Here is a 23,902-nt window from a genome sequence, read left to right as displayed (position 1 = left end):
GGGCTCTTGCCAAGATTGACGAGCAGCTCGGAGCGTTCATCGGCTTTTTCCTAACGCTAATATACCTCTGGCTCTTCAACGCGATTGTTTCGGATGAAGTAGAAAAAGCGAGAAGAGAAAGAAAAGTGGCTGGAAGTACGGGTGGTATTAGCTCTTTCCCAGCTCGCTCGGGAACTTTATCGCGTCGAACGGACAGAGCTGGTTGCAGACTCCACAGCCGGTACAGAGGAGCTCGTCGATTTTCACCTTGTTGGTATCTGGGTCGTAGACTAGAGCTGGACAGCCCGTCAGGAGTATGCACGCCTTGCAGCCAGTGCACTTCTCCTCGACGACGAGTGGTATCTCGCCGATCTCCCCGCGCCTTATGACCGGAATAACACACTCCCGTCTGGCTATTATCACGGCCGGCCCTTCAACCTGCATCGCTTCCTTTATCGCTTCTCTCGTCGCCTTGAGGTCGTAGGGATCAACAGTCTTGACGTACTTGACGCCCAGAGCCTTGACGAGCGCCTCGATATCAATCTCGTTGAACTTCCTGTCGGTTTCACTTCCCCCCGTTCCTGGATGCGGCTGGTGGCCGGTCATTGCCGTTGTCCTGTTGTCGAGTATCATCACCAGAACGTCGAGGTTCTTGTAGACTGCATCGACCAGAGGCTGGATTCCATTGTGGAAGAAGGTAGAGTCTCCGATCGTCGCTATGATTTTCTTCTTCATTGCCACGCTCTGGCCGTTGGCGAGGCTTATGCTCGCGCCCATGACGAACTCGGTCCAGATAGCCTCAAGCGGCGGGAGAAGCGATAGAGCGTAGCAGCCTATGTCACCGTGTATGGGAACCGAATAGCGGCCGAGCTTAAGGTCTCTCAGGGCATCGAGGGCAGCCCTGTATGAGCCTCTGTGTGGACAGCCGGGGCACATGACCGGAGGCCTCTTCGGGGCAAGGCTCTCGGCGTAAGCGACCTCATCGGGCTTGGTGTACTCTTCAGCTCTCCTGCCGAGGAGATTCAGCAGGGCGTTCCTGACCAGGCTCGGGTTCAATTCACCCTCCAGGGGCAGATGACCAGTTCTCTTGCCGTAGATTGGCACGTTCAGGCCGGCCTCATAGGCTGCTATTTTAACCTCCTCCTCGAGGAAGGGAGCGCCGTCCTCAATGACTATTGCGAAGTCAACCGTTTTGAGAAAGTCAACAACCAGCTTCCTGGGGAGCGGGTGAGGCGTTGAGATCTTGAGAACCTTGAAGTCACCGTCGAGCTTGGGCAGAACCTCCCTCACGTAGTTGTAGGGTGCTCCTTCGACGATTATTCCAATCCTTCCCTCTCCCTCGGCCCAGTTGAAGGGCATCGAGTTGAACTCCTCCTCGATCTTTCTCAGCGTTTCGTTAAGCCACTTATGCCTCTTCCTGTTGCCATCCATGCTTGCCCTTACATAGCGCTCTATGTCCTTCTTGAACTTCGGCTCGCGGTTGAGCTCAACGAACTCACCGACTTCAACGTCAGCCGTCGTGTGATTCACCCTCGTGGTCGTCCTGAAGATGACAGGGACTTTATGGCGCTCACTCAGCTCGTAGGCGTAGATGATTAAATCGTGGGCCTCCTGCGGGTCAGCGGGCTCAAGAACTGGGAGAAGCGAGAGCTTTCCATAATATCTGTCATCCTGCTCGGTCTGGCTGGTGTGCGGGCCGGGGTCATCCGCAACGAGGATTACAAGACCACCTTCAACACCGGAATAGGCGAGGCTCATAAGGGGATCGGCTGCAACGTTGAGACCAACACATTTCATCGTGACGAGTGCCTTCAGGCCGGTGTAGGCAACACCCGCCGCCTCTTCAAGGGCAACCTTTTCGTTGGGCGCCCACTCGGCGAAGACTTCTGGCTTGAGATGGGCAATTGTCTCGATGACCTCGGTTGAGGGGGTTCCTGGGTAACCAGTTGCGAAGACGACGCCCGATTCAAGGGCACCGTAGGCTATCGCCTCGTTTCCCATGAGAAGCTTTTTCTCACGTTTCTTGACTTTGGACTTGACTAAATCAGAAGGATAAGCCTTAACCGTCTCCACGATGACCACCATAGGCTATCTGTGCCGAGGGTTAAAACTCTATGCTCAGAAAAGTACCGGTAAAAATCGAAAAATTTTCGAAAGTCACTTTTCTCCTTTTTCCTCCTTTCCGTAGAATGCCCTGTTGGGTGTCCTAGTGAATGTATTGCTGATGCTCTGACGGCCGCTTGAGAAGGCAAAGATAGCGACACCCAGCAGGAATAGGAGGAGTATTACAATGGCCACTGAGGTGATGTCCGCCTTAAGGCCGATGGCCATCAAGACCACGGGTGCTCCGATTATTCCGATGACCACGAGGCCATAAAGACCATAAGGAGCTTATATCCATACCTCTCCATGAAGAGACCAAGATCCATCTTTCTTCCCCTAACGCTTCCTCCTGTCGTCGTAGAAGTACTTGGCGTGGGCCTGCGCCTGGGCGTCCATGACGCGTCTCTTTACTGTGAAGGCGTAGGTTATCAAAAACACGATTACCAGGCCAGCGGCAAAGTATCCAAGGAACCTGAACAGCAGGTAGAACGATGCCAGAAGGGTACCTATTATTACAAGAAGCACAGCTCCAAAGATTCCGAACAGTATTTTATGCCCGTACCTCTCCATGAAGAGGTCGAAGTCCATAGGTCTCACCATAAACATTTCCTCGGCTATTGCGTAAGAACCTTCCGGGAGAAGCTTAAATATTCTGGCTGAGAAAGTCTCAACGTGGTGGAAATGAAGATTGGAGAACTCATCCAACTGCTCGACGAAACGATAGCCAACGTTAAGATTGCCATAATAGCCAACCAGAACAGGGCCTTTGAGAGCCCGCACACGAGCTATGAGTTCACCCAGCGCGCTTTAGAGCTTCAGGAGGATCTTGATGACCTAATGAAGGCCAGAGAATACCTAAGCAAATTCGACCCGGAGGATGAGGTGGAGAACCACTTCTCCGAGGAAGAGCTCAGGGAGTTCCTAAAGATGCTTGAGTTGCTGAGAAACACCGACGCCCACGTCTACTGAGGTGGTTTCATGGACTTCGGAGAGCTGGAGAGAAAGGTTGTGGCCTTCCGTGATGCACGAGGCTGGGCGAAGTATCACACGCCCAAAAACCTCGCCATCTCGGCAGCGGTTGAGCTCGGCGAACTTTTGGAGCACTTCCAGTGGGGGACCGACGAGGAGATTCTTGAACTCTCCGAGAACCCAACCAAAAGGGAAGCGATAGCCGACGAGATTGAGGATGTCGTAATTTTTCTTTCTCAAGCCTTGCCTTTTGAACGGATGCAGTAAACCGCCCAACGAGCTTTCAAGCGGGAAAGCAAAACTATTTTAAAGCCTAAGAATAATACCATACTCTGAAATGAAGCGAACAGTAACGGTAAAACTCCAGCCGAGCAAAGAACAAGAAAAAGCACTCTTCCAGTTAGCCGACTTAGGAGCCAAAGCTTGGAACCGGGTGAACTACCTTCGCAAGCAACAATTCTTCCAAGGGCAAATCGTGGACTTCAACAAGACCGAGAAAACCGTTTATGAGGAATTCAAACGAGAAATCGGTTCTGCCACAGTTCAACAAATAGCGAGGAAGAATGCAGAAGCCTGGCGTTCATTCTTCTCCCTCCTGAGGAAGAAGCGGAACGGAGAACTTTCCTCTTGGCTCAAGCCAAGACCGCCAAACTATCTCAAAGAAGACAGGAAGAGAAAACTCCTAATCGTCCTGAGAAACGACCAGTTCAAGATTGAGGGTAACAAGCTAATTCTCAAGGGCCTTGGCAAGTTCAAACGCTTGGAAGTTCAATTCAAGGGCAGAATACACTTGAAAGGCGAGCAAGGACGCTTAGAAATCACTTACGACCCAGTAAGGCGGAAATGGTATGCTCATCTCAGCCTTACGGTAGAAGAAAAACTTGAAGACAAGGAGTGGATTAAACTTCCAAGAACTCCAAAGGGAAGCCTTTCAGCAGGTATTGACTTGGGAGTGAACAACCTGATGGCAGTTTATGTGGAGAACGGGGAAAGCTTCCTCGTGAATGGAAGACCTCTAAAGAGCATTGACTTCTACTGGCGGAGGAAGATTGCCGAGTATCAATCAAAGCTCAATAAGAGCGGAGCGAAAACTGGAAGAAAACTCAAGAGAATGCACGATAAAGCCAAACTCCAAGCCAAACACTACATTAACACGGTAGTTAGGCAAACCGTGAGAAGGCTTTACGATTTGGGCGTTTCTAAAATTGTCGTGGGTTATCCTAAAGGCATAGCGAGAAACTCCGATAAAGGCAAAAAGCAGAATTTCATCCTTTCTCACGTGTGGCGGTTTAATTACGTCATCAAACGCTTGACGGAAGTTGCTGAAGAGTATGGTATTGTGGTTGAAGTTGTTGGTGAGGCTTTCACTTCTCAAACGTGCCCCGTTTGCGAGAAGCCCCATGAAGGGGCAAGGTTTGTTCGTGGTTTGTTTAAGTGTCCCGCGACGGGGCTTGTTTTTAATGCGGACTTGGTTGGAGCGTTTAATATTTTGAGGAAGGTGGCCAAAACCATAACCCCGAGCCTGCCGAGTTTGTCGGCGGGTAGGGGTAACTGGCCTAAGACCGGGCCAGAGGGGTTCAAAGAACCCTTTTCAAGGGTTGCCCTGATGAGAACCCCTCAAACCTCCCCGCCCCTTGGATAGGGGTTCCCGTTGGAACCCCCGCCCTTGGTAGGGAGGAGGTCAGACTCCTCGCCCACGAGCTTGAAATAGACCTCGACAAGGCAGTCAAAAGAAAGCTGAGGAAGAACGAAGAGAAGTATCCGGTCGAGTAGGAAAAATGAAGGATTCGGCTTTTTCAGCTATCACGCTTTTTCCTTCTCAAGATCAGAGGATTGAGTGTGAGTTCAATCAGCAACGCTGGTCCGCAGATTTCTTTGTCTTCTGGTTTTTGAGTGGTTGTGGTGGTTGTTTTGGTGTATCTCATGTCCATTCCGCAGTCTGGTGGCACTTGTGACATTACTTTACAGTTTGTTGCGTTGGTACTGCAATTAATATCCAAAATCAGCAAACAACCGTGTACCTCGCAGTCGCTACAGTGGAACTGAAGTTTAATCCCTTTACTCCAGATTTTTCCGTTCATTTTCTCAAAGCTTTCCTTCCATTTCGCTCCATAGGGATCGTGTGCTGTCGTGTTTTTTGTGACGTTCTCCAAATTACTCCAGTTAATGTCACTGATCGAGAAGAGCGTTGAGTTTTTTGCCGGAATGAATTCTCTTCTGGTCTTGTTTCTAGTTATTATGATCTCGACATCATGAGTCCCGTTGTAGGGTTTAATGATGGTTAGGTTATCAACCATGAACCATTCTTCTGGCGTGCAGTTTGAGTGGCACTCGAAGGTTACCAGCTTTACTGTTTCGTTAGCCGGTAAGTGGTTGAATAGATTAATCTTTCCCGCTGAGGCAAGGGGAAGGAAAAGAAAAAAGAGCAAAGCCAAAACAAAAATGCCCTGGCTCATGGATTCACTTCCCATCTTAATATTAACTTTGAATTCCATAACATTTGGCTGTTGATAAATTACCGATTCTAACCATGCACTCCTTGATGTTGAGTCCCGGCTCACGCAGTCTTGTGAGTCTGAAACCCCTGATGGTTTCTGATGTTATCACGTATTTTTCTATTCCACTGCGGTGCCAGCCTTCCCTTATCTTTTCAAACGTGGCAATAACGCTACCATTGAGCTTGAATGTTGCTAATCCGGGAGGAATGTTTGCCTTGGTTGATATCTCTACCCCTCTTGGATAGTTGACTATAATCGTGCCGTTGGAAAGTCTATACAAAACTGCTCTTATCGGAATCAGGATTCCCTCATCAATGGAAGTGTGCTTCGTATCCCAAACTATGACCTCCATAACTGTAAGGTTCTCCGCTAGTTTGGGAGAGCCGATGTCGACCGCTTCATGCCATTCTCCACGGAACAGGATAGCATGGCTAGTGTCGGGAACTCCTTGGAGCTTCTCTGGAAGGACTTTGAATGAAGAATAATCTATGGGAGTCTGCTTGGATATTTCCAACACATCCCATTTTTTAGTTGTGTTTGAGACGTAAACAGTTAATAGCAGGAGCTCCTTTTTTAGGGGGGAATAGAACGTGAATACATGGAGGTGTGAACGGCCGTTGTTGAATTTGGATTCTGGAATTATCTCTAATGGCGGCTTGTAGAGCTGCCCATCAGTAGGTCCCCATTCTCCCACGGGGGACTCTATAAATTCCGCTTCGATTAGAACGGCATCAGCACTCCAGTTCTCCGCGTATGGCTTTGCAAATAATAGGTATGCATCATATGGGGAAAGTTCTGGGGGAATATCCGAGAGTTTGTTATCTTGGAGTGAAACGATAAGCATCAATACTAAAATTACAAAAACTAAAATAATGAAGATAGCAGGTATTTTTAATATCTTTTCTGGCTCATTCATCATCTCGTCCTGCACGCTCCCGTTATGTTTTCACTTCTTACTTCGAAGTCGCAGTCCAAGGTTTCTATCCTTATCGTGCCATTTGCCAGTTCATAGTATGCATAGGGCTGTCCGAGAATTAATTTAAGCTCCGAAAACTCTTGGGATGTCAGTCTTTCGATTATGGTTGAAACGCTCTTGGAGTAGTTTTTTAGCGAGGTGGGTTTGCATGGGAGTGATGGTATGTACCCTCTTAGCACTACTCCAGGATAAACTACAGTGATAATGTCGTTTGATTCGTTGAATTGAGTTCTGACGATTACGGTTGGAGAGCTCAGATCTCCGATTTGCCCATCGGGGAGTATTAAAATTCCTCTGTGCACTGCGGGGCTCTTGGATTCCATCAGAATCAGCCGTTTGAATTTCGTGAAATTGGTTGCAGTAATGTTAAGGGGTCTAAAGCTGGGATTCCATTGGTTTCTGAAGAGTAAGTAAATCCCAGGTTTGCTGGTATGGTTTTCCGGGGGGTTCGAAAGGCTCACGCCGAGGCTGGAGTAGTTGAGGGGAGTTTTGTACGTTCTGGAAACAACTGCCATCTTTTCTGCCCCTCTTCCTGAACGATGTACGCATCCACTTTCATGAGCTCGCCTTTTTGCCCGGAATAAAAGACGAACGTCCATTGCGGTGCCCTTCCATCGCCAAACGTTGAATCATTGCAAATACATGGTGATGACATTGGGTGAACATCGCATAGGATTTGCTGACAGTATTCGGAGCCGTAGGCAAGGATAAGCTCGGCATCGCTGGCCCAGTTCTGTACCAAAGGTTTAACCTTTGATGCGTAAATTTCAGTGGGGTATGCTGGACGGGGCGTGATTCCCGTTTTTTCTGGGCTCTGGATTATGTAGTATCCACCGATTATTGCCGAGAAAAGGAGAAATAACAAAACAAAAGCACCTCGTCTCATGCATTCACCTCTTTACCCGTTTTATCATGAGGGGAACTAAAATTAACCCGATTAATACTGCTGGCCCGCAGATTGTGTTTTCTTCCCTTGTCGTGCTCGTTGTCGTGTCTTTTGGTGCCCATGGGGGAGTTATTACCTCAAAAACTGGTTCCCCCCACTGACATGTCACGTTGCTATCACTCCGCCAGCATTCGAAGGTAATGTACTGCTCGCACTCGCCACAATGCCCACCATGAAGGACAACCTTGAACTTGCTTGCTGAGAGTGTGACTTCCCATCTGGTTATTGTGCTGTTCCAGTAGCCCTTTTCCCAGTGTTCCCCAGTAACATTTGGGAGGTAGTTTTTGAGCCCCCATTGGTATTCTCTGATGACTTTAGACAAGTTCCAGTTGGAGAGATTGAACGGGACTGTTGGAGTTTGAGGATAGTATATATCAAATCCATTTATCCGGTTTCCGGATGAATAGTAGGTGAGTGTTTTGACATGTGTCTCGTTATATGGGAGGATAATGTATATTTTGTCAATCCTTGAGTTGCTAAGCGGGTTTAGTGGAGGAGAAGTCGGATGGGGGCCACCTTTGTCCAAAATGTAAATCCATAACACGGTTTCATTCTCTTTAAGAACATCCCAGATACTGATGGCATTTGTTTTTGGTAGTAAGATAAGAAGGGAAAAAACAAAAAGGACAAAGGCGATCCTTTTCACCTCTCATCCCCCCAGTGGACTCTTAGATAGTAGCCAACTCCAGTGTACGGGCCAACCTTTGGAATATAGTCTACCGGCAGTGTTGAATCTGGGATCCCGTCAAAGTCTAAGTCAAGATAGAGTTTTGCATCCTGATCATACACTTCGTTATAGGATAAAGTATGATCTATCACAAGTAGGGCGGATACAACTTCCCACGCTGAGGTCATGTTACGAGGTATCTGATCAATAATGTACGTTCTGTGCCAGTGAGTTGGCATCATCTCTTCTAGTTTGTTCAGATCGTTAGGTCCATTATGATCTGTTATGACCTTAATTAGTCCGTATCCAAACTTTTCTCTCAGTTTTTTGTCGTATTCGAGAAGTTCGTTGTAGAACCAGTCATAATCGTTCTTTTGGTTTGGATTGCCTTTTGTACTTAGTTCGGTGGCTATTTTTGAATCGTCCATGATCGTTCTTATTCCCTCGAATCCGTATATCCCGTACTCTGTTTCGAGCACATATTTCAGTTTATCATACGTGAATCCGTCCGTATCTCCGTCCATATCATAGTCCCATGAGAATGGTGCACCGTACTCGTCGTCAATGCCAAAGACAAAGTGTGCAAGCTCGTGAGCCACGCCCCTGTAATATCCAAGGTTTTCTGGGGTGCCATACCATTCCTTTTGAAGGTGAACGTAACCTTTTGGCACTGTTGAATTCTCTTTAAACCATAGCCAATACCTGAAACCATGAATAGTATAAAACCCGCCGGATTCTTCGATCCGTACCATTGAGTTCTCCCACTCTTCACTGCCCACCTGCACGTTGTTCTTTATGCTGATCTCCGTTATCATCGCGTAGCCGTCGGTGTAATCGTAGATAACCTGGCTCGCCCTCTGGAAGCCCTTAACGAGCTGGGTGAGGTAAGTTTGATTTGCGTCCCAGCCCACTACCACCGTGAGTTTAATGCCAAGAATGTCTGGCTTCACTAGGTCATTGCTTGTGAACAGCTTTGCCTTTTGGATCATTTTAGATCCTCTTCCGAATCAGTGGTTATTTTACATCCCCATAAAACTTCGATTGTGTTTTTGTGAAGGTAGTGAAATGGAAAGTATTCTTTCATGGAAATTCCCGGGTAATATCTTTTGATAGCTACTGTATCAATATCAGCTTTAGGGGAGAGGCAGTACACCTCAATCTTTGCGAAGCTGGTAGTCTTGCTGAGATTCATGAGCGCTGTGTAAAATGCAGTCTCAATGGGCTTTTCAGTTAAGACGAATGAGCCCATATACACTGGGCTAGTCTCCCCTGTTATTTTGAAGTCTGGGTAATACACAATTTTTGTGGAGTTTCCATGTCCCTGTGGAATTTCAACAACCCAGACTCCCGCGGGTGTGTTTCCAAAATTTGGAATTACTAGTACGTCCTCTGTTCCTACTTCATAGGCTCTTGTGTCCACTTGGAGGTACGTCTTTATCCAGAGTTCTCTTTTGGCGTATAGTAGGGCCATTCTCCTTATTGTTTTGTTATACTCTTTGACGACTTGGTTTGCCGTTGGGAAGTTTGGTGGGTTTTGTTCTGTATACCATTTTCCGGCGAAGAGTAGTGATGGGGTTTCCTCTGGCACTTTTTCAAGGAGTTTTAGATCTAGAGCTAGTGGAGAGTAGTTTAATGATGTCTTCACACTTTTTGTCTTTTTAGTCCTGAAGGATAATAAGGAATTCTGGGTAATGTAGTAGACTTTAAGCGTTTTGGTTTTTGGATTGTAGGTAGCGAACTGCCAAGAGTTCTCATCATGGTAAACTGCAATGAGCTTCTCATCACTTGGAACTCCCACTAACTTGTAGGCTCCCTCCGCAGAGGAGAGTTGATGATAAGTGTATGTATTGTAAGCAAAGAAGGAGAGAATCAAAACCAAAAGCAAAGCGAGGTGTTTTTTCATCCCCAAGTCACCTCCATGAAGTAGCCGACGCCAGTATAGGGTCCGGTTTCAGGAATAAAATTATAATCTGGAACAAAGGAGAGTTCTATCTCATTAGACATGACTATAGGAACTTCACTGCATAAATAACTTCCTTTGCTGGGATCCTCAAGTGGTACGCATGCTTTTATTTCTAGATTCTTGCTTGTGAGAATCTTGTACACGGTTTCCCATCCTGAAGAATGCCACTTATCTGGATCGTTCGGGTCTCCCCATTGGTCTGGGAGCATGTCTTTAGGTGACGTGTACCCCTGGAGTTTCCAGATTATGCTGGTTTTGTTCCATAGCTCTTCTGTGTCTCTCTTGAAGTTTTCGTAATCTTTAGGTGTGCTGAGTTCGCTCCACTTCCACTGTTTATTCATAACTGAATGGATGCTCATAAAGTCATCCAATTGGATTTTATAGGCGTAGTATTCTAAAACCAAAGCAGATGGTACTCCTCCTACTATTACTATTGAGCCTGTTGCCACTGCATTCAATATCCCAACGTACCAGCTTTGGTACTTGTGCCCCTGCCAGTCTTGATATTCATCACGCAACCAGAAGACATAGTGGCCGAGCTCGTGTCCTAGAGTTTCTCCCCAGTCCTCTTCACCAATCGAACCCCAAAAGTCTCCTCCCCAGAATTTCTCAGGCATCATTATATGTATGAGTGCTTTCTCTTGGGGAGATACCCTAGGGTCTCTTTTCATCCAGTATCCCCCAACTATGGATTTTGGCCATCCAGGATACAGAAGGTCTGATATTTGAGGAATTTGCCAGGTAGTGTCATGAACTCTAACATCTGCTATGTCCCAGTTCCTCTTGTCGTCCCAGATGTTGACTTTAGTTATCATCGCGTACCCATCCGTGTAGTCGTAGATGAAGCCACTTGCCCTTCTGATGCTGTAAATCAAGTTTTTCTTGTCTTCTTCGCTCATCGTCCATTCCACTGAGATGTTCAGCTCAATGCCGAGTATATCCCTCTTCGCCGGATCCTTTCCAATAAATAGTTCAACACTGTTCGGAACACCGTCGCCGTCGTAGTCACCGTAGGCGTCGTTTATGCTCGGCGAGAATCTGTTAGTTCCAAGCTCTTTGTTTAGTTCTAACTCTTTGTAGAATGGTATCCCATCACCGTCGGCGTCATTCAGTTTGATGAGGAACCATATTTCTGCATCGTCCTCGTCGATGTCCTCTGATGTTGCAACGACGTCAAAGGTCAGCAAGCTAGTCTCAGTCGAGGTTTCTGAACTCGAAACTGCCTCCGTGCTGAGGGTTTTAACGCCCTCGGTTTCATTCCTGAAGATTAACGTCGCCTCGTACTTGGCCTTCTTTCCAATTCCGGCCGTTGCATTGGTTGTCATATTGCTCGCATTGACGTCTTTGTCTGTCACTCCTGTGGACATTGCGTTCATTTCATCGTTCAGCTTCATTGCCTTCACTTCGGCGTTCCGCTTGTTGATGATGAGTACCCTCTTCTGGGTTCCGTTGGGGAGTGCGATGGTGAAGAGCACGGCCTCATCAGGGTTCGTGTACTGGTAGAGGGTTCCGGTCTGGTGGTCCTTGAGTTCTAAGGATTCTATTTCGTCCCAGCCCTGGACGTTGGTGATATTTACACCACTCAAATCATATCCGAGGGCTTCAATCTCGTCGTAGTACTTGGAGAAGGGTTCGATGTCGGTGCTTGGGTTTATATCACCACAGGAACCGTCGCCACAGCCACTCAGGTGACCGTAACCGAAGTAATCTTTGTGGTCATCGGGATAGTCGTCGCCGCTCCAGATTCCGGTTAGAGTGTTAAACACTATATGGGCAAATAGAGAGGATGTTGGTGAGATATCCAGCACGTTTTCTCCATCGTTCAGGTTTAACCACAAATCTACAGTCTCTGCGTTGTCTGGGATGTCGAAGGTGAACTTTGCTATTGCCTGCCCGTCTAGGTTGCTGAAAATATTTTCTCCGAGGAGGGTTCTCTTTTCGTAGTCTGTGGTCATATATGCAAGTTGTGAGTTGTACACTTCCTGATATTTTCCGTTTATGAGTGTAAACGCTTTTAAGCTGACGTCTCCGCTAACTGCGTCGAGTTTCCGGTACCTAAATATGTAGACAGTTACCGTTGCGTCTCTAAACGGCTCTATATCCTCCGCGTTGCACCACCCGTCTTTATCGCTGTCGGTGACTACTGTTAGCACCTTCGTTATGGTTTCTCCGGTCATTCCGTATTGATCCCTTAGTGTAAACTCTACGGTGACGTTCTCACGACAGTTGGTGTGGTTGTATATGGGTGCGAGGGGGAACTCATATGGAACACCCGAGGATAGGTCACTGCGAGTGAAGCTGAATCTTCCAATAACGTTCACTTCAACATCTACTAGGTCTCCCTCTGAATCGTAAACCTGGATTGTTCCCTCACTCCACTCGTTTGCGTACACCCATGAAGGCAGCTGGAGGCTTTCTATCCTCGGGGGTGTGTTGGGCCTGAAGTACAGCGTGCTCGCCCACTGGGAGTAGAGCACTGTTCCGGATTCATCATAAAGCTTTATCTCCACTTTGTGGAATTCTTTTTCGGGGTTGCTCCACTGTAGGTCAAACTCCCACTTTTCATAAACGTAGCTGGTTACGGTGTCTACCTCAACGCCATCAATGAAGAGCTTCAGAATGATGTCCTTTCTCTCTCCAGCTGGGTTGACGACATCAACGTGGAACTCCGCCGGATAACCCTCGACCAGGTCGTTGTGGGTTACTTCCGTTATATAGGGCTCCGAGGCCGAGACTGTGAACGTTATAGACTTTGAAGAAACTTCTCCACCGTACTGCGGGACAAACTTGACGGTCAGAACGTGACTTCCAGACGTTGCCTTCCAGACTTCATACATTTTGTAGTACCATATGTGGTACTTCCACACGGTTTCTGTGGAGCTTTTTACGAGTTTTCCGTCTATGTAAACTTCTATCGTTCCAGTTCCATCGAGGGCACCCCTGTTGTCAAGGACTATGGTTAAATCCATGTAATCGCCCTCTCTAAGCGGGTTTGGATAGTAGGATATTCCCTCCACAGTTATCTCGGGTGATGCCGAGTAGGAGTACATGCTGGCAAAATATCCCTTGTCATCGATGAGGTAAACCGTGTCCCCATCGTTGTTTAGAATGGCGTTGTAAGGAGAGCTGGCAACTGGTATCCTCACAACTGCCCCCGGAGGTATATTAATGGAGAACCTAACCACGTGGTCTTTTCCATACGAATCTATACAGTCGTCCCTCGGGATTGTATTGTTTATCCAGCAGCTCGGGTTGTTATAAGCGTATTCGTCCATTATGTACCAGCCCAGTAAACTTACAGTTGAAAGGCCTGGGTTGTGGAGGAGAACGTACTCCCCGCTCCCATCGTTGGTGAGGTAGTCAACGTCCTCAATGTGAACGGCATAGGATATTGTCAGGGGCCCAACAGTGAAGGCCTCCTCTAGGGATTCCTCTGAGGCTTTCCCGTTTTTCATTTGATGCACCAGTTGGAGCGCCTGCCTGGGATTTCTCCAACGGTATGTTTTTATGGCAACAGGGTTAATCCCGTCGTACCACCAGATTTCGAATATCAGGTCAGTCCCGTTCCATTGGGCGTTTTTGATTTTCATTGTGTCAGAGACTGTTATTTCACCGTTGAGCGTCCCGTTTAGCATGGCCTCTATAAGGGTTAACAGTGCTTCCTTTTCTTCTTCCGTTGCGTTGGGCAATACCTTTAGGTAGCCCTCAAAGAACGGGTTGATAACGCCCCCCCCTGTAGCGATGCGTTTCTTTTACTGAGGCTCCCGTTGGAAATCCTCCAAGAATTAGTAATATGCCCAATAGTAACGCACATACCCTTCTGTTCATTGCCATCACCCAACAATGGGGCTTAAGCAATTAAGTTTGAATAAAAAAGTAAAAAAGCTTTTCGAATGATTTAAAATTTTGTCACTCAAACTGATTACTTCCACGAAAGCCCGCTTTTTGGAACACTGTAACTGGAAAGTTGACTTTTCTTCAAGTCTCATCCTCCAGGGCATGGAGAGGTCGGTTAAACGCTTCCCTGAGCCTCTCCATCTCCCCCTTATTCAGTCTGTTCTTCTCCCACCGCTCTCTTAAGTTTAAGTTCTCGTCTTCCAGATCGAGGACCGCCTTTCTGACGCCACCACGCGGGTGCCTGGAGTCTCCTTCCCATCTTGGAATCACGTGCATGTGGAGGTGGGGAACCGTCTGTCCCGCCGCCCTCCCAAGGTTCATACCGATGTTGAACGCATCGGGCTGGAGTGCCTTCTTCAGCCCTTCCATCGCAAGGTCTATGCCTTTGATCAGTGCAGTCTTTTCTTCTTCCCTCAGTTCTTCCCAGCGCTCGACGTGCCTCTTTGGAACGACAAGGAGATGGCCTCTGCTCGCTGGATATGAGTCGATAAGTATCCTGATCAGCACGTCTTCATAGAGGATGACTTCAGCACCTGGATTGCAGAACGGACAGTCCATGCCCAACACCAAAGGCTTAAAACTGCTTTGCAATAAAAACCCCTCGGTGGTGAGATGGAGGAAACTATGGAAATCCTAAAGAGAACGTACCAGAGGTTTTTGGCTCTAGGCCTGGTCATGATGCTAGTCGCTTTCGCGCTCATGATATTCCAGCCCATTGGCAGGAGTGCCTCCCTTGTCCTGGCGGTTGTGATATTCCTCTTCGCTTTCCTGCCACTGGAGATGGCAAAGAGAACCGCCAGAAAGATGGCCCTGTTGGCGTTTGGAGGAAAAATAGAAAAGCTTAATTAGGCCGTCCGAGAATTATCCCAAAGAGAGTAGGAGATATCGCGATAATCCATAGGGGTGATGTAAAATGGCGTTTGTGCCACCGCAGGCAGGTTATGACAGGGCTATTACGGTTTTCAGCCCTGATGGAAGGCTTTTCCAGGTGAACTACGCGAGGGAGGCAGTGAAGCGTGGTGCTACCGCTGTAGGGGTTAAGTGGAAGGAAGGAGTTGTTCTCGCTGTCGAGAAGAGGATAACCAGCAAGCTCATCGAGCCGAGCAGCTACGAGAAGATATTCCAGATAGACGACCACATAGCTGCTGCTCCAAGCGGTATAATTGCCGATGCCCGTGTTCTCGTTGACAGGGCCCGCCTGGAAGCCCAGGTGTATCGTCTAACCTACGGAGAACCCGTTCCACTCACCGTTCTGGTGAAGAAGATCTGTGACCTCAAGCAGGCCCACACCCAGTACGGCGGTGTGAGGCCCTTTGGTGCGGCCCTGCTCATGGCAGGTGTCAACGATAAGCCCGAGCTCTACGAAACCGATCCGAGTGGAGCGTACTTTGAGTGGAGAGCAGTGGCGATAGGCAGCGGCAGGAACACTGCCATGGCCATCTTCGAAGACCACTATAGCGACGACCTTGACATGGAGGGCGCGATAAAGCTGGCTATCCTCGCCCTGGCAAAGACCCTCGAGGAGCCGAGCCCGGAGAGCATAGAGGTGGCGTACATAACCATGAAGGACAAGCGCTGGAAGAAAATGGACAAAGAAGAGGTCGCTAAGTATCTCGGCGAGATCCTCGAGGAGATCAAGGAGGAGGAAGTCGAGGAGAAGGAAGAGGATTATTCAGAGCTCGACAGCAACTACTGAGGTGGCGGGCGATGCCAATAAGCGTCGATAAGGCAGTCATCGCCCGTCTTAAGACCCATGGCGAGACCTTTGAGATACTAGTTGACCCTTATCTAGCCAGAGACTTCAAGGAGGGCAAGGACGTCCCGATAGAGGAGATTCTTGCCACCCCCTACGTTTTTAAGGACGCCCACAAGGGCGATAAAGCTAGTGAGCACGAGATGGAGAAAATATTCGGCACAAGTGACCCCTACGAGGTCGCTAAGATAATCCTTCGCAAGGGAGACGTCCAGCTTACCGCCGAGCAGAGGAGGCAGATGCTCGAGGAGAAGAGGCGCTATATTGCCACAATCATTCACAGGCATGCGGTTGATCCAAGAACTGGCTACCCTCATCCGGTTGACAGAATCCTCAGGGCGATGGAGGAGGCAGGTGTCCACGTTGATCTCTTCAAGGATGCTGAGGCCCAGGTTCCAGGCATCATTAAGGCGATAAGGCCCATACTGCCGCTCAAGATGGAGATGAAGGTCATCGCAGTTAAGATACCCGGTGACTACGTGGGCAGGGCCTACGGTGAGGTCAGGAAGTTTGGCAACATAAAGCGCGAGGAGTGGGCCAGCGACGGCTCGTGGATGTTTCTCATCGAGATACCCGGCGGTGTCGAGGAGGAGTTTTATGAGAAGCTTAACGCCCTCACGAAGGGCAATGCGATAACTAAACTGGTAGAGAGGAAGGGACTATGAGGCGGATTTTTGTAAAAAATAGGGAACTGGTTGTCCCTGGGACTTTACTCGCCCAGGGGCCGTTTAAGAGTGGAAGAGGAACCTTCAGGGAAGGGAACAGGATTTACTCGACAGTTGTAGGGCTCGTAGAGATCAGAGGAGATGCCATAAGGGTTATCCCCCTTGAGGGCCCCTACATACCAGAGGTTGGCGACAACGTCATAGGGAAGATAGTGGACGTCAAGTTCTCCAACTGGACGGTTGACATCGGCGCACCTTATCAGGCGAACCTGCGCGTTCAGGATGCCGTTGAGGAGCGCATTGACGTCCTAAAGACTGACTTGAGGAAGATATTTGACATAGGCGATATAATCTACGCCAAGATAAAAGCCTACAACGAGATCAACCAGATAGACTTGACCACCAAGGGAATGCCATTCAAGGGTGGACCGCTCAGGGGGGGTCAGATAGTAAAGATAACGCCCTCCAAGGTGCCCAGACTTATAGGCAAGGGCGGTTCGATGATAAACCTCATCAAGAAACTAACCGGTACGAGGATAATTGTTGGCCAGAATGGATGGGTCTGGGTCAGCGGAAAGAAGGAGGAGCTTGAGAAACTCGCTATCGAAGCTATTCTCAAAGTTGACAGGGAGAGTCACACACAGGGACTCACAGACAGGGTGAAGGAGCTCCTTATGAGCAGGCTCCAGGAGCTCAAGGAGCAGGGAGTTATTGAGGAGATACCCCAGATTGAAGAGCCAACCGCTGGAGAAGGTGAAGGAGAATGATGGGCAAGCCAGAGGATTTAAAGCTCATAGATGAGAACGGAAGAAGAATAGACGGTAGAAAGAAGTATGAACTCAGACCGATTAAGATGGAAGTCGGCGTGCTGAAGAACGCCGATGGTTCTGCCTACGTTGAGTGGGGTAAGAACAAGATTTTGGCTGCCGTCTACGGTCCGAGGGAGATTCATCCCAAGCACCTCCAGAGGCCTGACAGGGCAATCCTCCGCGTCCGCTACAACATGGCACCTTTCAGTGTGGAGGAGAGGAAAAAGCCCGGTCCTGACAGGAGGAGCGTCGAGATAAGTAAGGTCATCAGGGGCGCGCTTGAGCCGGCCCTGATACTCGAGATGTTCCCGAGGACCGCTATAGACATATTCATTGAGGTTCTCCAGGCTGACGCTGGAACGAGGGTTGCAGGAATTACCGCCGCTTCGCTCGCCCTGGCAGATGCTGGAATACCTATGAGGGACCTTGTGGCTGCATGTGCTGCCGGAAAGATAGAGGGCGAAATTGTTCTCGACCTCAATAAAGAGGAAGACAACTACGGCGAAGCGGACGTTCCAGTTGCCATAATGCCTCTCAAGAACGACATTACACTCCTCCAGATGGACGGTTACCTCACAAGAGACGAGTTCATAGAGGCTGTGAGGCTCGCCATAAAGGGTGCAAAGGCCGTCTACCAGAAGCAGCGCGAGGCGCTGAAGGAGAAGTATCTCAAAATAGCAGAGGAGGTCGGTGGAGGTGAGTGAGATGGAAGTTATGGCCAGCATAATGCGCGACCACATCCTCGCTCTCCTCAAAGAGGGCAAGCGCGTTGACGGTCGCTCGCTGGAGGACTACCGCGATCTGGAGATCAAGATCAACGTCATCGAGAAGGCCGAGGGCTCAGCGTGGGTAAAGCTCGGAAACACCCAGGTTCTAGTTGGAATCAAGGTTGACATGGGTGAGCCGTTCCCTGACCTTCCAGAGAAGGGAGTAATAACCACTAACGTCGAGCTCGTCCCACTCGCTTCACCGAGCTTCGAGCCTGGACCACCGGACGAGAGGGCCATCGAGCTTGCGCGTGTTGTTGACAGGGGTATAAGGGAGAGCGGAGCGGTTGAGCTTGAGAAGCTCGTCATAGTTCCCGGCAAGCTCGTCCGTGTCGTCTTTATTGATGTGCACGTCCTTGACCACGACGGTAACCTGCTCGACGCCAGCGGAATAGGCGCTATCGCCGCGCTCATGAGCGCCAAGATGCCGAAGGTGGTCTACGACGAGGAGAGCGGCGAGGTGCAGATACTCGACGAGTACGAGCCTCTGCCAGTGAGCAAGATGCCGATTCCGGTTACAATAGCCAAGGTCGGCGGAAATCTGCTCGTTGACCCTAATCTCGACGAGGAGCTCGTCATGGACGGCAGGATAACCATCACCACCGACGAGAACGGTATGATATCATCCGTCCAGAAGAGTGAGGGCGGAAGCTTTAAGCTCGAAGAGGTCATGTACGCCATAGACCTTGCCCTCACTAAGGCTGCAGAGATAAGGGAGAAGGTTCTCGAGGCCGTTGGAGCAGAGTGAACCTTTACTTTTTTTGTTTTCATACTATCCGGTGGTGTTTGTGGAGGGGCCCCTTTTGGTTAACGGCATAGCGGTCGTCGTGTTTCTACTCTTTATTATCCAGTTCTTCAGGCTCGCCCTCAGGGGTGACTCGAAAAAGGAACTCTTCCTCACGCTCGCCCTCTGGGCACTCGGCATGACCGTGTGGCTGGTCCACAACGCCTTCCTTAACTGGGGGTGGGATGTTTACACATACGTCCCTCTGGTCTTTGCTCTTGCCACATTCCTCCTGAGCGTTTTTGGTCTCCTCAGGTTGCAGAAGGAAGAAGAGCCTTCCAAATTTCAGAAAGAGATATAAACACCAATGCCCAAATTAATCCAGCCTTACGATTAACTGGGGGGAACAGGTTATGGGATTGTTTGATAGCCTCAAAAAGAAGGACGAAAAGATCAAGAGGAAGCCACCCACTGCTATTAAGAAGGAGGTTGCTGCTCCAAGGCGTGACATTGATGTCGTACCCCTTGAGGAGGATGTTCTTGCTAAGGAGCTAGTCAAGCCCCAGGTCAGGTACCTCAAGAAGATCGTCGTCACCAGCTACGCCGACCTCGAGAGGATTTCAGAGGAGCTCCAGAACGGCAACATCGTTTTAGTCGACCTCACCCCGCTCGAGGTCAAGCCGGAGGTTCTTGAGAAGGTCGCGGAGCAGATAAAGGGTATGGTGAGTGCCCTCGGCGGCCAGGCCGCTAAAATCTGCAAGCACGAAATAAAGCTGATTTTGACCCCTGTGGACATAAAGATAGCCAAGTGACGGGGTTTTCTTTTTCCCATACCATGATTTTATAAAGGGCTTAGGGGTTCTATTCTTCGGTGGTGTGAGATGAGTGAGAGAGAGGGAGAGATTCAGGAGATTCGCCTCGGTGACTGTCCTATCTGCGGCGGCAAAGGCACGCTCAAGGCTCTGCAGTACGTTCACGAGATACCTTACTTCGGCAAGGTCATGGAGTCCACGATAATCTGCGAGCGCTGCGGCTATAGAAACGCCGACGTCATGATACTCGAAGACAGGCCGCCGAAGCTCTACACGATGAAGGTGGAGGAGGAGAAGGATCTCTTCACGCGCGTTGTCAGGAGCAAGAGCGGAACCATAGAGCTCGACGAGATAGGAGTTAAGATAGAGCCCGGCCCGGCCGCGGAAGGCTTTGTCAGCAACGTCGAGGGAGTGCTTGAAAGGGTCAGGGAGACTCTCCTCATGGCCAGGGACTTCAGGAAGCAGGAGGGCGACGAGGAAGCCGTCAAGAAGGTTGATGAAATACTCCAGTACATCGAGGACGTCAGAGAGGGCAAAAAGCCGCTTACGGTTAAAATCATGGATCCCCTCGGCAACAGTGCACTGATAGGCGAGAAGGTCAGGAGCAGGCTCTTAACACAGGAGGAAATCGAGAGCCTCAGCCTTGGGCCGTACGTCATCGTTGATCCAGAGAAGGAGACGGGAGAAAAGGAGGACTCCGATTAAAGATAGACTGCCTCCCTTGCGAGGAGGTCTTCTATCAAAGCCCTTACCCAGGGCTTCCTTGTTTTTCTTGACAGGTGAATTATACCTTCTACGTGGATTCCGTAGCGCTCCTTCATCTCCTCCCTGCTCATTGGCTCCTTGAAAAGGAAGGGTCTTTCTATGGTGAAGGCGTAGCCGTAGTCCCTGATGTATTGTCCAAGCCATTTCTTCCCGTTCTCGCCGTGAACGAGAGTTAAACCGCTCGTATCTTTCGTCATCTCCCAGAGCGTCTCAAGATCAGCCTTAATGACTTCTCCAACCTCGAAGCCACCGGCGATGGTTCCCCTCTTGGTCAGCGTCTGCTCCTCGTGAAGGCCGAGCCTCCTTAGCGTGTCCCTCAGCTCGTAGGGGTTTCCGCGCGCTATGTAGAGGAAAACGATGTCCCCCTCGCCAAAAGCTCTGCTCTTCCTCAGCTCTACCGTCTTTAGGCCTCTGAATATCAGCTCGCCGTAGACCTGGTGGAGCGCTATCACGTGCTCCATGAGCTCACCGGAGTTAGGCTTCCGGTAGGACTAAAAAAGGTTTGGGTAGTTCAGCGCATCATCAGCGCCGCCATAACAATATCACTCACCACCCCGCTGGCGGTTTCCTTCAGCCCTGCGCCAGCACCCTTAATCACAAGCTCGCCGAGGAGGTCGGTTTTTATCACTGCCGCGTTTTCGTGGCTTTCAACTGCGAGCGGACTGTTCTTCGGGATTTCTTTAGGCCCCACAACGATCCTCCCCTCTTCAACCGTGGCGACGAGCCTTATTGTCTTGCCCTTCGCTTTTGCCCTTTCAATCTCTCCGGGCGTTACCTCGACGATGCCCTTAACACTCGCCATATCAAACGTTATAGGCTCGAAGGCGAGGCAGTGGAGGATGGTCGCTTTATAGCCGGCGTCGATGCCCAATATATCGCCGCTCGGGTCGCGCTCCGCTATGCCCAACTTTTGGGCCTTCTTCAAAGCATCATCAAAGTCCAACCCCTTCTCCATCTCGCTCAGGATGAAGGTTGTTGTGGCATTGAGGACGGCTTCAATTCTCTCCACGGTGTCCCCCATCAGTCCGTGTCGGAGGAGCATTATTATTGGGGTTCCTGCCATCACAGTCGCCTCGAAGAGATAGGGAAGGCTCCTTTTATTGGCCTCTTCCATCAGTTCCGCGTAGTGGAAAGCCAGCGGTGGCTTGTTGCTCGTAACGACAGCCTTTCCGTCTCTCAAAGCAGTTAGATGCCACCCGTAGGCGTTCTTGTCGTTCGTCACGTCGATAACGATGTCTGCGTCTATCTCCTGAACTGCCTCCTTTGGTGTGAAGTTGTAAACCTCGTAGTCGTTAGTCCATGCCGAGAGCTTTCCGAAGGTCTCCTTCACGGTGAGCGCTTCCCTCAGGTCGATGCCCTCCGGGAGCCACACCGTTCCGCTCGTGTCGGCTATGCTAACCACCTTAAAGCTCAGGCTGTATCGCTCTTTGAAGAAGGTCTCTTTTTCGAGAAGAACCCTCGCTACGGCTCTACCGACGTTTCCGAAGCCGAAAAGAGAGAGCTTTACCTCCATAGAAACACCCGCTAAAATGTTGGGAAAAAGAAGAGTTCACTTGTTTAGGATGACCTTTATGATATCCATGTCCCTGACGATGCCGACAAGCTCGCCTTCACCTCTTATAACGGGCAGCTGCTCGATGTGGTACTGAACCATCTTCTGGGCGACCTCGTAGACACTCATGTGTGGTGTGGCTATGATAACTTCGGGATTCATTATATCCTCGACTGGCTTCTCCGGGAGCTGCAGCTCGGCCTTCTCGAAGAGCAGAGTTGGGTGGCTCTCGAGTATCCAGTCCTCCTCGCTGGAGGCAGCCAGGGCTGTGCTCTTCATAACCCTTACAACTTCGCTGTCTTTGAGGAGGTCAGTCTCGTCGACCATTCCAACGAGGTTGCCGTCGTCGTCTATGACAGGGATAGCCATCGCGTTGCAGAGGAGGAGTGCCTTCAAAGCGGCCTTGAGCGGCGTTCCACGCCAGACAACGCCGACGTTCTTCTGGTAGTATTTCTCTATCGTAACGCTCCTCAGCTTCTCGTTCCTGGACAGGTAGCGCCTCACGATGTCCCCTACTGTCAGTATGCCAAGAACATGGTCATCGTCATCAACTACCACTACGCGTCTGTAGTCACTCTCCAGCATAGCTCTGACAGCCTTCTTAAGGTCATCATTGGGTTTCACTGTGGGAACATCCCTTTTGACGAGCATTGCCAGTTGCTCCTCATCAGGATGGAGCATAACACGCTTGATACTTATTATTCCAACGAGCTTGCCTTCTCTGTTTGCTACGGGGAATGACCTTACTTTGTGTTTCCTGAAGAGGTCAAGGGCATACTCCCTCGTGGCCGGGAGCTTTATGACCACTGGATCGGGGGTCATCAAAGTCTTTACACGCATTTTCTTCACCACCGCTTTAGGTTAAAGCGTCCTTCTCCTATTTAAGGTTTTCATTAGGCTCATCAAAAATTTGAAGAAAAAGGTCAGCCTAGAACTGAGAGAAGAACTCCGGCGACGACGGCAGTCCCTATAACTCCAGCGACGTTCGGACCCATTGCGTGCATGAGTATGAAGTTCCCTGGGTCTTCCTCACTCGCCAAGCGCTGGACAACCCTGGCGCTCATTGGAACTGCCGAAACTCCAGCCGCTCCAATCATCGGGTTTATCTTGCCGCCGCTAAGCTTCATCATAATCTTCCCGAGGAGCACTCCTCCAGCGGTTGCAGAGGCGAAGGCGACGACACCAAGGCCAAGTATCATAAGGGTCTTCGCCGTGAGGAAAGTCTCAGCCCTCATCGTTGAGCCGACGCCAAGCCCGAGGAAGATGGTGACGATGTTCATTAGCTCCTCCTGGGCAGCTTTGCTCAGCCTCTCAACGACGCCGCTCTCCCTGAAGAGGTTGCCTATCATGAGCATTCCAATGAGCGGCCCGGCGCTTGGAACAAGGAGGCTGATGACGATAGCAGTGATTATGGGGAACATTATCTTCTCCCTCTTGGAGACGGGTCTGAGCTGCTCCATTCTGATTTTCCTTTCCTCTTTACTGGTCATGGCCTTGATGATAGGCGGCTGGATAAGCGGGACGAGGCTCATGTAAGAGTAAGCCGCCACGGCAGTCGCTCCGAGAAGGTGTGGAGCCAGCTTGGTGGTGAGGTATATGGTCGTCGGTCCGTCGGCACCGCCGATGATACCTATCGAAGCCGCCTCAGGCAGGGTGAAACCGAGCAGCACCGCGCTCAGCATAGCAACGAAAACACCTATCTGAGCGGCAGCGCCGAGCAGAGCCGTCTTGGGGTCTGCTATCATCGGCCCGAAGTCTGTCATCGCCCCCAGTCCGAAGAATATCAGCAGTGGCACTATCTCTGTGCTTATGAGGTAGTGGTGGATAAGATAGAACAGTCCATGTGGTTCGTCGGTTATGCCTGTGAGCGGCAGGTTGACGATGACGGCACTTATGCCTATCGGGAGGAGGAGCAGGGGCTCCATCTCATATCTGATGGCGAGATAGACGAGTATCAGACCGACGAGTATCATTATTACATTGCCAACAGTTAGATGGAGAAGCCCCATGCTCTCGATGAATTCGATTATTGCCTGCTCCAGTCCGGCCATTCTCCA

General features: G+C 49.8%; 28 protein-coding genes. 12 read left to right on the top strand and 16 right to left on the bottom strand.

Annotated elements, in window-relative coordinates; translation table 11 throughout:
* Positions 1-147: 147 nt before the first annotated feature.
* The 3 genes from iorA to E3E33_RS04560 form a co-directional block, all read right to left on the bottom strand.
* The gene (gene iorA / locus E3E33_RS04570; RefSeq protein ID WP_206203358.1) at positions 148-2,064 is read right to left on the bottom strand and encodes an indolepyruvate ferredoxin oxidoreductase subunit alpha; all 1,917 of its coding nucleotides are present in this window, start codon (positions 2,062-2,064) and stop codon (positions 148-150) included.
* 72 nt (positions 2,065-2,136) lie between these two features.
* Positions 2,137-2,346, bottom strand: coding sequence for a hypothetical protein (locus E3E33_RS04565; protein WP_012570978.1), 210 nt, complete (start codon positions 2,344-2,346; stop codon positions 2,137-2,139).
* Between the two features lie 72 nt (positions 2,347-2,418).
* Positions 2,419-2,670 carry a hypothetical protein gene (locus E3E33_RS04560; protein ID WP_012570979.1) on the bottom strand — a complete coding sequence of 84 codons (252 nt, stop codon included), beginning with the start codon at positions 2,668-2,670 and terminating at the stop codon, positions 2,419-2,421.
* Between the two features lie 93 nt (positions 2,671-2,763).
* Here E3E33_RS04560 and E3E33_RS04555 point away from each other — a divergent pair, with 93 nt between their 5' ends.
* The 3 genes from E3E33_RS04555 (at position 2,764) to E3E33_RS04545 (ending at position 4,693) form a co-directional block, all read left to right on the top strand.
* Positions 2,764-3,051: a hypothetical protein gene (locus E3E33_RS04555; protein ID WP_167711140.1), complete on the top strand. Its 288-nt coding sequence runs from the start codon at positions 2,764-2,766 to the stop codon at positions 3,049-3,051.
* Between the two features lie 9 nt (positions 3,052-3,060).
* A complete protein-coding gene (locus E3E33_RS04550) occupies positions 3,061-3,318 on the top strand; it encodes a nucleotide pyrophosphohydrolase (RefSeq protein WP_167710992.1) in 258 nt (85 codons plus the stop codon).
* A 70-nt stretch (positions 3,319-3,388) separates the two neighbouring features.
* Positions 3,389-4,693, top strand: coding sequence for an RNA-guided endonuclease TnpB family protein (locus E3E33_RS04545; RefSeq protein WP_167710993.1), 1,305 nt, complete (start codon positions 3,389-3,391; stop codon positions 4,691-4,693).
* Between the two features lie 154 nt (positions 4,694-4,847).
* On the opposite strand, the gene E3E33_RS04540 is transcribed toward E3E33_RS04545, so the two are convergent.
* The 9 genes from E3E33_RS04540 to E3E33_RS04505 form a co-directional block, all read right to left on the bottom strand.
* Positions 4,848-5,507 (bottom strand): CGP-CTERM sorting domain-containing protein, encoded by a 660-nt coding sequence (locus tag E3E33_RS04540; RefSeq protein WP_167710994.1) that lies wholly within the window; start codon positions 5,505-5,507, stop codon positions 4,848-4,850.
* A gap of 22 nt (positions 5,508-5,529) precedes the next feature.
* Positions 5,530-6,465, bottom strand: a complete 936-nt coding sequence (locus E3E33_RS04535) for a hypothetical protein (protein WP_167710995.1) — start codon at positions 6,463-6,465, stop codon at positions 5,530-5,532.
* Positions 6,465-7,040 carry a hypothetical protein gene (locus tag E3E33_RS10935; protein ID WP_240912017.1) on the bottom strand — a complete coding sequence of 192 codons (576 nt, stop codon included), beginning with the start codon at positions 7,038-7,040 and terminating at the stop codon, positions 6,465-6,467. The genes E3E33_RS04535 and E3E33_RS10935 overlap by 1 nt, the downstream gene beginning before the upstream one ends.
* Complete coding sequence (locus E3E33_RS10930; protein WP_240912016.1) at positions 6,983-7,411, bottom strand: hypothetical protein; 429 nt, start codon at positions 7,409-7,411, stop codon at positions 6,983-6,985. Before E3E33_RS10930 ends, E3E33_RS10935 begins: the two co-directional genes overlap by 58 nt.
* 4 nt (positions 7,412-7,415) lie before the next feature.
* On the bottom strand, positions 7,416-8,117 hold the full coding sequence (locus E3E33_RS11105; RefSeq protein ID WP_167710996.1) for a CGP-CTERM sorting domain-containing protein: 702 nt from the start codon (positions 8,115-8,117) through the stop codon (positions 7,416-7,418).
* Complete coding sequence (locus E3E33_RS04520; RefSeq protein ID WP_167710997.1) at positions 8,114-9,127, bottom strand: hypothetical protein; 1,014 nt, start codon at positions 9,125-9,127, stop codon at positions 8,114-8,116. The genes E3E33_RS11105 and E3E33_RS04520 overlap by 4 nt, the downstream gene beginning before the upstream one ends.
* Positions 9,124-10,041, bottom strand: a complete 918-nt coding sequence (locus E3E33_RS04515) for a hypothetical protein (RefSeq protein ID WP_167710998.1) — start codon at positions 10,039-10,041, stop codon at positions 9,124-9,126. The genes E3E33_RS04520 and E3E33_RS04515 overlap by 4 nt, the downstream gene beginning before the upstream one ends.
* The gene (locus E3E33_RS04510; protein ID WP_167710999.1) at positions 10,038-13,790 is read right to left on the bottom strand and encodes a lamin tail domain-containing protein; all 3,753 of its coding nucleotides are present in this window, start codon (positions 13,788-13,790) and stop codon (positions 10,038-10,040) included. Before E3E33_RS04510 ends, E3E33_RS04515 begins: the two co-directional genes overlap by 4 nt.
* Positions 13,791-14,079: 289 nt before the next feature.
* Positions 14,080-14,556 (bottom strand): HIT family protein, encoded by a 477-nt coding sequence (locus tag E3E33_RS04505; protein WP_167711000.1) that lies wholly within the window; start codon positions 14,554-14,556, stop codon positions 14,080-14,082.
* Positions 14,557-14,610: 54 nt separating this feature from the next.
* Here E3E33_RS04505 and E3E33_RS04500 point away from each other — a divergent pair, with 54 nt between their 5' ends.
* The 9 genes from E3E33_RS04500 to E3E33_RS04460 all read left to right on the top strand — a co-directional run bounded on the left by E3E33_RS04500 (position 14,611) and on the right by E3E33_RS04460 (position 20,233).
* Positions 14,611-14,847, top strand: a complete 237-nt coding sequence (locus E3E33_RS04500; RefSeq protein WP_012570983.1) for a hypothetical protein — start codon at positions 14,611-14,613, stop codon at positions 14,845-14,847.
* A gap of 64 nt (positions 14,848-14,911) precedes the next feature.
* Entirely contained in the window at positions 14,912-15,694 is a 783-nt protein-coding gene (gene psmA / locus E3E33_RS04495; RefSeq protein WP_012570984.1) for an archaeal proteasome endopeptidase complex subunit alpha, read from the top strand.
* A gap of 11 nt (positions 15,695-15,705) precedes the next feature.
* Entirely contained in the window at positions 15,706-16,416 is a 711-nt protein-coding gene (locus tag E3E33_RS04490; protein ID WP_012570985.1) for a ribosome assembly factor SBDS, read from the top strand.
* Positions 16,413-17,183: an exosome complex RNA-binding protein Rrp4 gene (gene rrp4 / locus E3E33_RS04485; protein WP_012570986.1), complete on the top strand. Its 771-nt coding sequence runs from the start codon at positions 16,413-16,415 to the stop codon at positions 17,181-17,183. Before E3E33_RS04490 ends, rrp4 begins: the two co-directional genes overlap by 4 nt.
* Positions 17,180-17,929, top strand: a complete 750-nt coding sequence (rrp41, locus tag E3E33_RS04480; RefSeq protein ID WP_012570987.1) for an exosome complex exonuclease Rrp41 — start codon at positions 17,180-17,182, stop codon at positions 17,927-17,929. The genes rrp4 and rrp41 overlap by 4 nt, the downstream gene beginning before the upstream one ends.
* 1 nt (position 17,930) lies before the next feature.
* Positions 17,931-18,740: an exosome complex protein Rrp42 gene (rrp42, locus tag E3E33_RS04475; RefSeq protein WP_048055007.1), complete on the top strand. Its 810-nt coding sequence runs from the start codon at positions 17,931-17,933 to the stop codon at positions 18,738-18,740.
* 40 nt (positions 18,741-18,780) lie between these two features.
* Entirely contained in the window at positions 18,781-19,077 is a 297-nt protein-coding gene (locus tag E3E33_RS04470; protein ID WP_167711141.1) for a hypothetical protein, read from the top strand.
* Positions 19,078-19,129: 52 nt separating this feature from the next.
* Positions 19,130-19,528 carry a cell division protein SepF gene (locus tag E3E33_RS04465; protein ID WP_012570990.1) on the top strand — a complete coding sequence of 133 codons (399 nt, stop codon included), beginning with the start codon at positions 19,130-19,132 and terminating at the stop codon, positions 19,526-19,528.
* A 69-nt stretch (positions 19,529-19,597) separates the two neighbouring features.
* Complete coding sequence (locus E3E33_RS04460) at positions 19,598-20,233, top strand: ZPR1 zinc finger domain-containing protein (protein ID WP_167711001.1); 636 nt, start codon at positions 19,598-19,600, stop codon at positions 20,231-20,233.
* Here the strand turns inward: E3E33_RS04460 and E3E33_RS04455 are convergent.
* From E3E33_RS04455 to E3E33_RS04440, 4 genes are all read right to left on the bottom strand, one after another.
* Positions 20,230-20,754 carry an ASCH domain-containing protein gene (locus E3E33_RS04455; protein ID WP_012570992.1) on the bottom strand — a complete coding sequence of 175 codons (525 nt, stop codon included), beginning with the start codon at positions 20,752-20,754 and terminating at the stop codon, positions 20,230-20,232. The two genes, E3E33_RS04460 and E3E33_RS04455, sit on opposite strands and share 4 nt — an antisense overlap.
* Positions 20,755-20,804: 50 nt before the next feature.
* Positions 20,805-21,806, bottom strand: coding sequence for a homoserine dehydrogenase (locus tag E3E33_RS04450; RefSeq protein WP_167711002.1), 1,002 nt, complete (start codon positions 21,804-21,806; stop codon positions 20,805-20,807).
* A 36-nt stretch (positions 21,807-21,842) separates the two neighbouring features.
* Positions 21,843-22,685, bottom strand: coding sequence for a CBS domain-containing protein (locus E3E33_RS04445; protein ID WP_167711142.1), 843 nt, complete (start codon positions 22,683-22,685; stop codon positions 21,843-21,845).
* Between the two features lie 83 nt (positions 22,686-22,768).
* Positions 22,769-23,896: a sodium ion-translocating decarboxylase subunit beta gene (locus E3E33_RS04440; RefSeq protein ID WP_012570995.1), complete on the bottom strand. Its 1,128-nt coding sequence runs from the start codon at positions 23,894-23,896 to the stop codon at positions 22,769-22,771.
* Between the last annotated feature and the right edge of the window lie 6 nt (positions 23,897-23,902).

This window comes from Thermococcus sp. GR5 (assembly GCF_012027535.1).
Classification (GTDB): Archaea; Methanobacteriota_B; Thermococci; order Thermococcales; family Thermococcaceae; genus Thermococcus; species Thermococcus onnurineus.
This window is presented reverse-complemented; position numbering and strand designations above follow the sequence as displayed.

What these genes read in the sequence shown, in the direction of transcription:
- E3E33_RS04555 (WP_167711140.1), top strand. Translation starts at nt 2,764, where the DNA reads ATGAAGATTGGAGAACTCATCCAACTGCTCGACGAAACGATAGCCAAC.
- E3E33_RS04500 (WP_012570983.1), top strand. Translation starts at nt 14,611, where the DNA reads ATGGAGGAAACTATGGAAATCCTAAAGAGAACGTACCAGAGGTTTTTG.
- E3E33_RS04520 (WP_167710997.1), bottom strand. Translation starts at nt 9,127, where the DNA reads ATGATCCAAAAGGCAAAGCTGTTCACAAGCAATGACCTAGTGAAGCCA.
- E3E33_RS04445 (WP_167711142.1), bottom strand. Translation starts at nt 22,685, where the DNA reads ATGCGTGTAAAGACTTTGATGACCCCCGATCCAGTGGTCATAAAGCTC.
- E3E33_RS04515 (WP_167710998.1), bottom strand. Translation starts at nt 10,041, where the DNA reads ATGAAAAAACACCTCGCTTTGCTTTTGGTTTTGATTCTCTCCTTCTTT.
- rrp4 (WP_012570986.1), top strand. Translation starts at nt 16,413, where the DNA reads ATGAGGCGGATTTTTGTAAAAAATAGGGAACTGGTTGTCCCTGGGACT.
- E3E33_RS04540 (WP_167710994.1), bottom strand. Translation starts at nt 5,507, where the DNA reads ATGAGCCAGGGCATTTTTGTTTTGGCTTTGCTCTTTTTTCTTTTCCTT.
- E3E33_RS04505 (WP_167711000.1), bottom strand. Translation starts at nt 14,556, where the DNA reads ATGGACTGTCCGTTCTGCAATCCAGGTGCTGAAGTCATCCTCTATGAA.
- E3E33_RS04465 (WP_012570990.1), top strand. Translation starts at nt 19,130, where the DNA reads ATGGGATTGTTTGATAGCCTCAAAAAGAAGGACGAAAAGATCAAGAGG.
- E3E33_RS04535 (WP_167710995.1), bottom strand. Translation starts at nt 6,465, where the DNA reads ATGAATGAGCCAGAAAAGATATTAAAAATACCTGCTATCTTCATTATT.
- rrp42 (WP_048055007.1), top strand. Translation starts at nt 17,931, where the DNA reads ATGGAAGTTATGGCCAGCATAATGCGCGACCACATCCTCGCTCTCCTC.
- rrp41 (WP_012570987.1), top strand. Translation starts at nt 17,180, where the DNA reads ATGATGGGCAAGCCAGAGGATTTAAAGCTCATAGATGAGAACGGAAGA.
- E3E33_RS04455 (WP_012570992.1), bottom strand. Translation starts at nt 20,754, where the DNA reads ATGGAGCACGTGATAGCGCTCCACCAGGTCTACGGCGAGCTGATATTC.
- E3E33_RS10930 (WP_240912016.1), bottom strand. Translation starts at nt 7,411, where the DNA reads ATGAGACGAGGTGCTTTTGTTTTGTTATTTCTCCTTTTCTCGGCAATA.
- E3E33_RS04460 (WP_167711001.1), top strand. Translation starts at nt 19,598, where the DNA reads ATGAGTGAGAGAGAGGGAGAGATTCAGGAGATTCGCCTCGGTGACTGT.
- E3E33_RS04550 (WP_167710992.1), top strand. Translation starts at nt 3,061, where the DNA reads ATGGACTTCGGAGAGCTGGAGAGAAAGGTTGTGGCCTTCCGTGATGCA.
- psmA (WP_012570984.1), top strand. Translation starts at nt 14,912, where the DNA reads ATGGCGTTTGTGCCACCGCAGGCAGGTTATGACAGGGCTATTACGGTT.
- E3E33_RS04545 (WP_167710993.1), top strand. Translation starts at nt 3,389, where the DNA reads ATGAAGCGAACAGTAACGGTAAAACTCCAGCCGAGCAAAGAACAAGAA.
- iorA (WP_206203358.1), bottom strand. Translation starts at nt 2,064, where the DNA reads ATGGTGGTCATCGTGGAGACGGTTAAGGCTTATCCTTCTGATTTAGTC.
- E3E33_RS04450 (WP_167711002.1), bottom strand. Translation starts at nt 21,806, where the DNA reads ATGGAGGTAAAGCTCTCTCTTTTCGGCTTCGGAAACGTCGGTAGAGCC.
- E3E33_RS04440 (WP_012570995.1), bottom strand. Translation starts at nt 23,896, where the DNA reads ATGGCCGGACTGGAGCAGGCAATAATCGAATTCATCGAGAGCATGGGG.
- E3E33_RS04560 (WP_012570979.1), bottom strand. Translation starts at nt 2,670, where the DNA reads ATGGACTTCGACCTCTTCATGGAGAGGTACGGGCATAAAATACTGTTC.
- E3E33_RS10935 (WP_240912017.1), bottom strand. Translation starts at nt 7,040, where the DNA reads ATGGCAGTTGTTTCCAGAACGTACAAAACTCCCCTCAACTACTCCAGC.
- E3E33_RS04490 (WP_012570985.1), top strand. Translation starts at nt 15,706, where the DNA reads ATGCCAATAAGCGTCGATAAGGCAGTCATCGCCCGTCTTAAGACCCAT.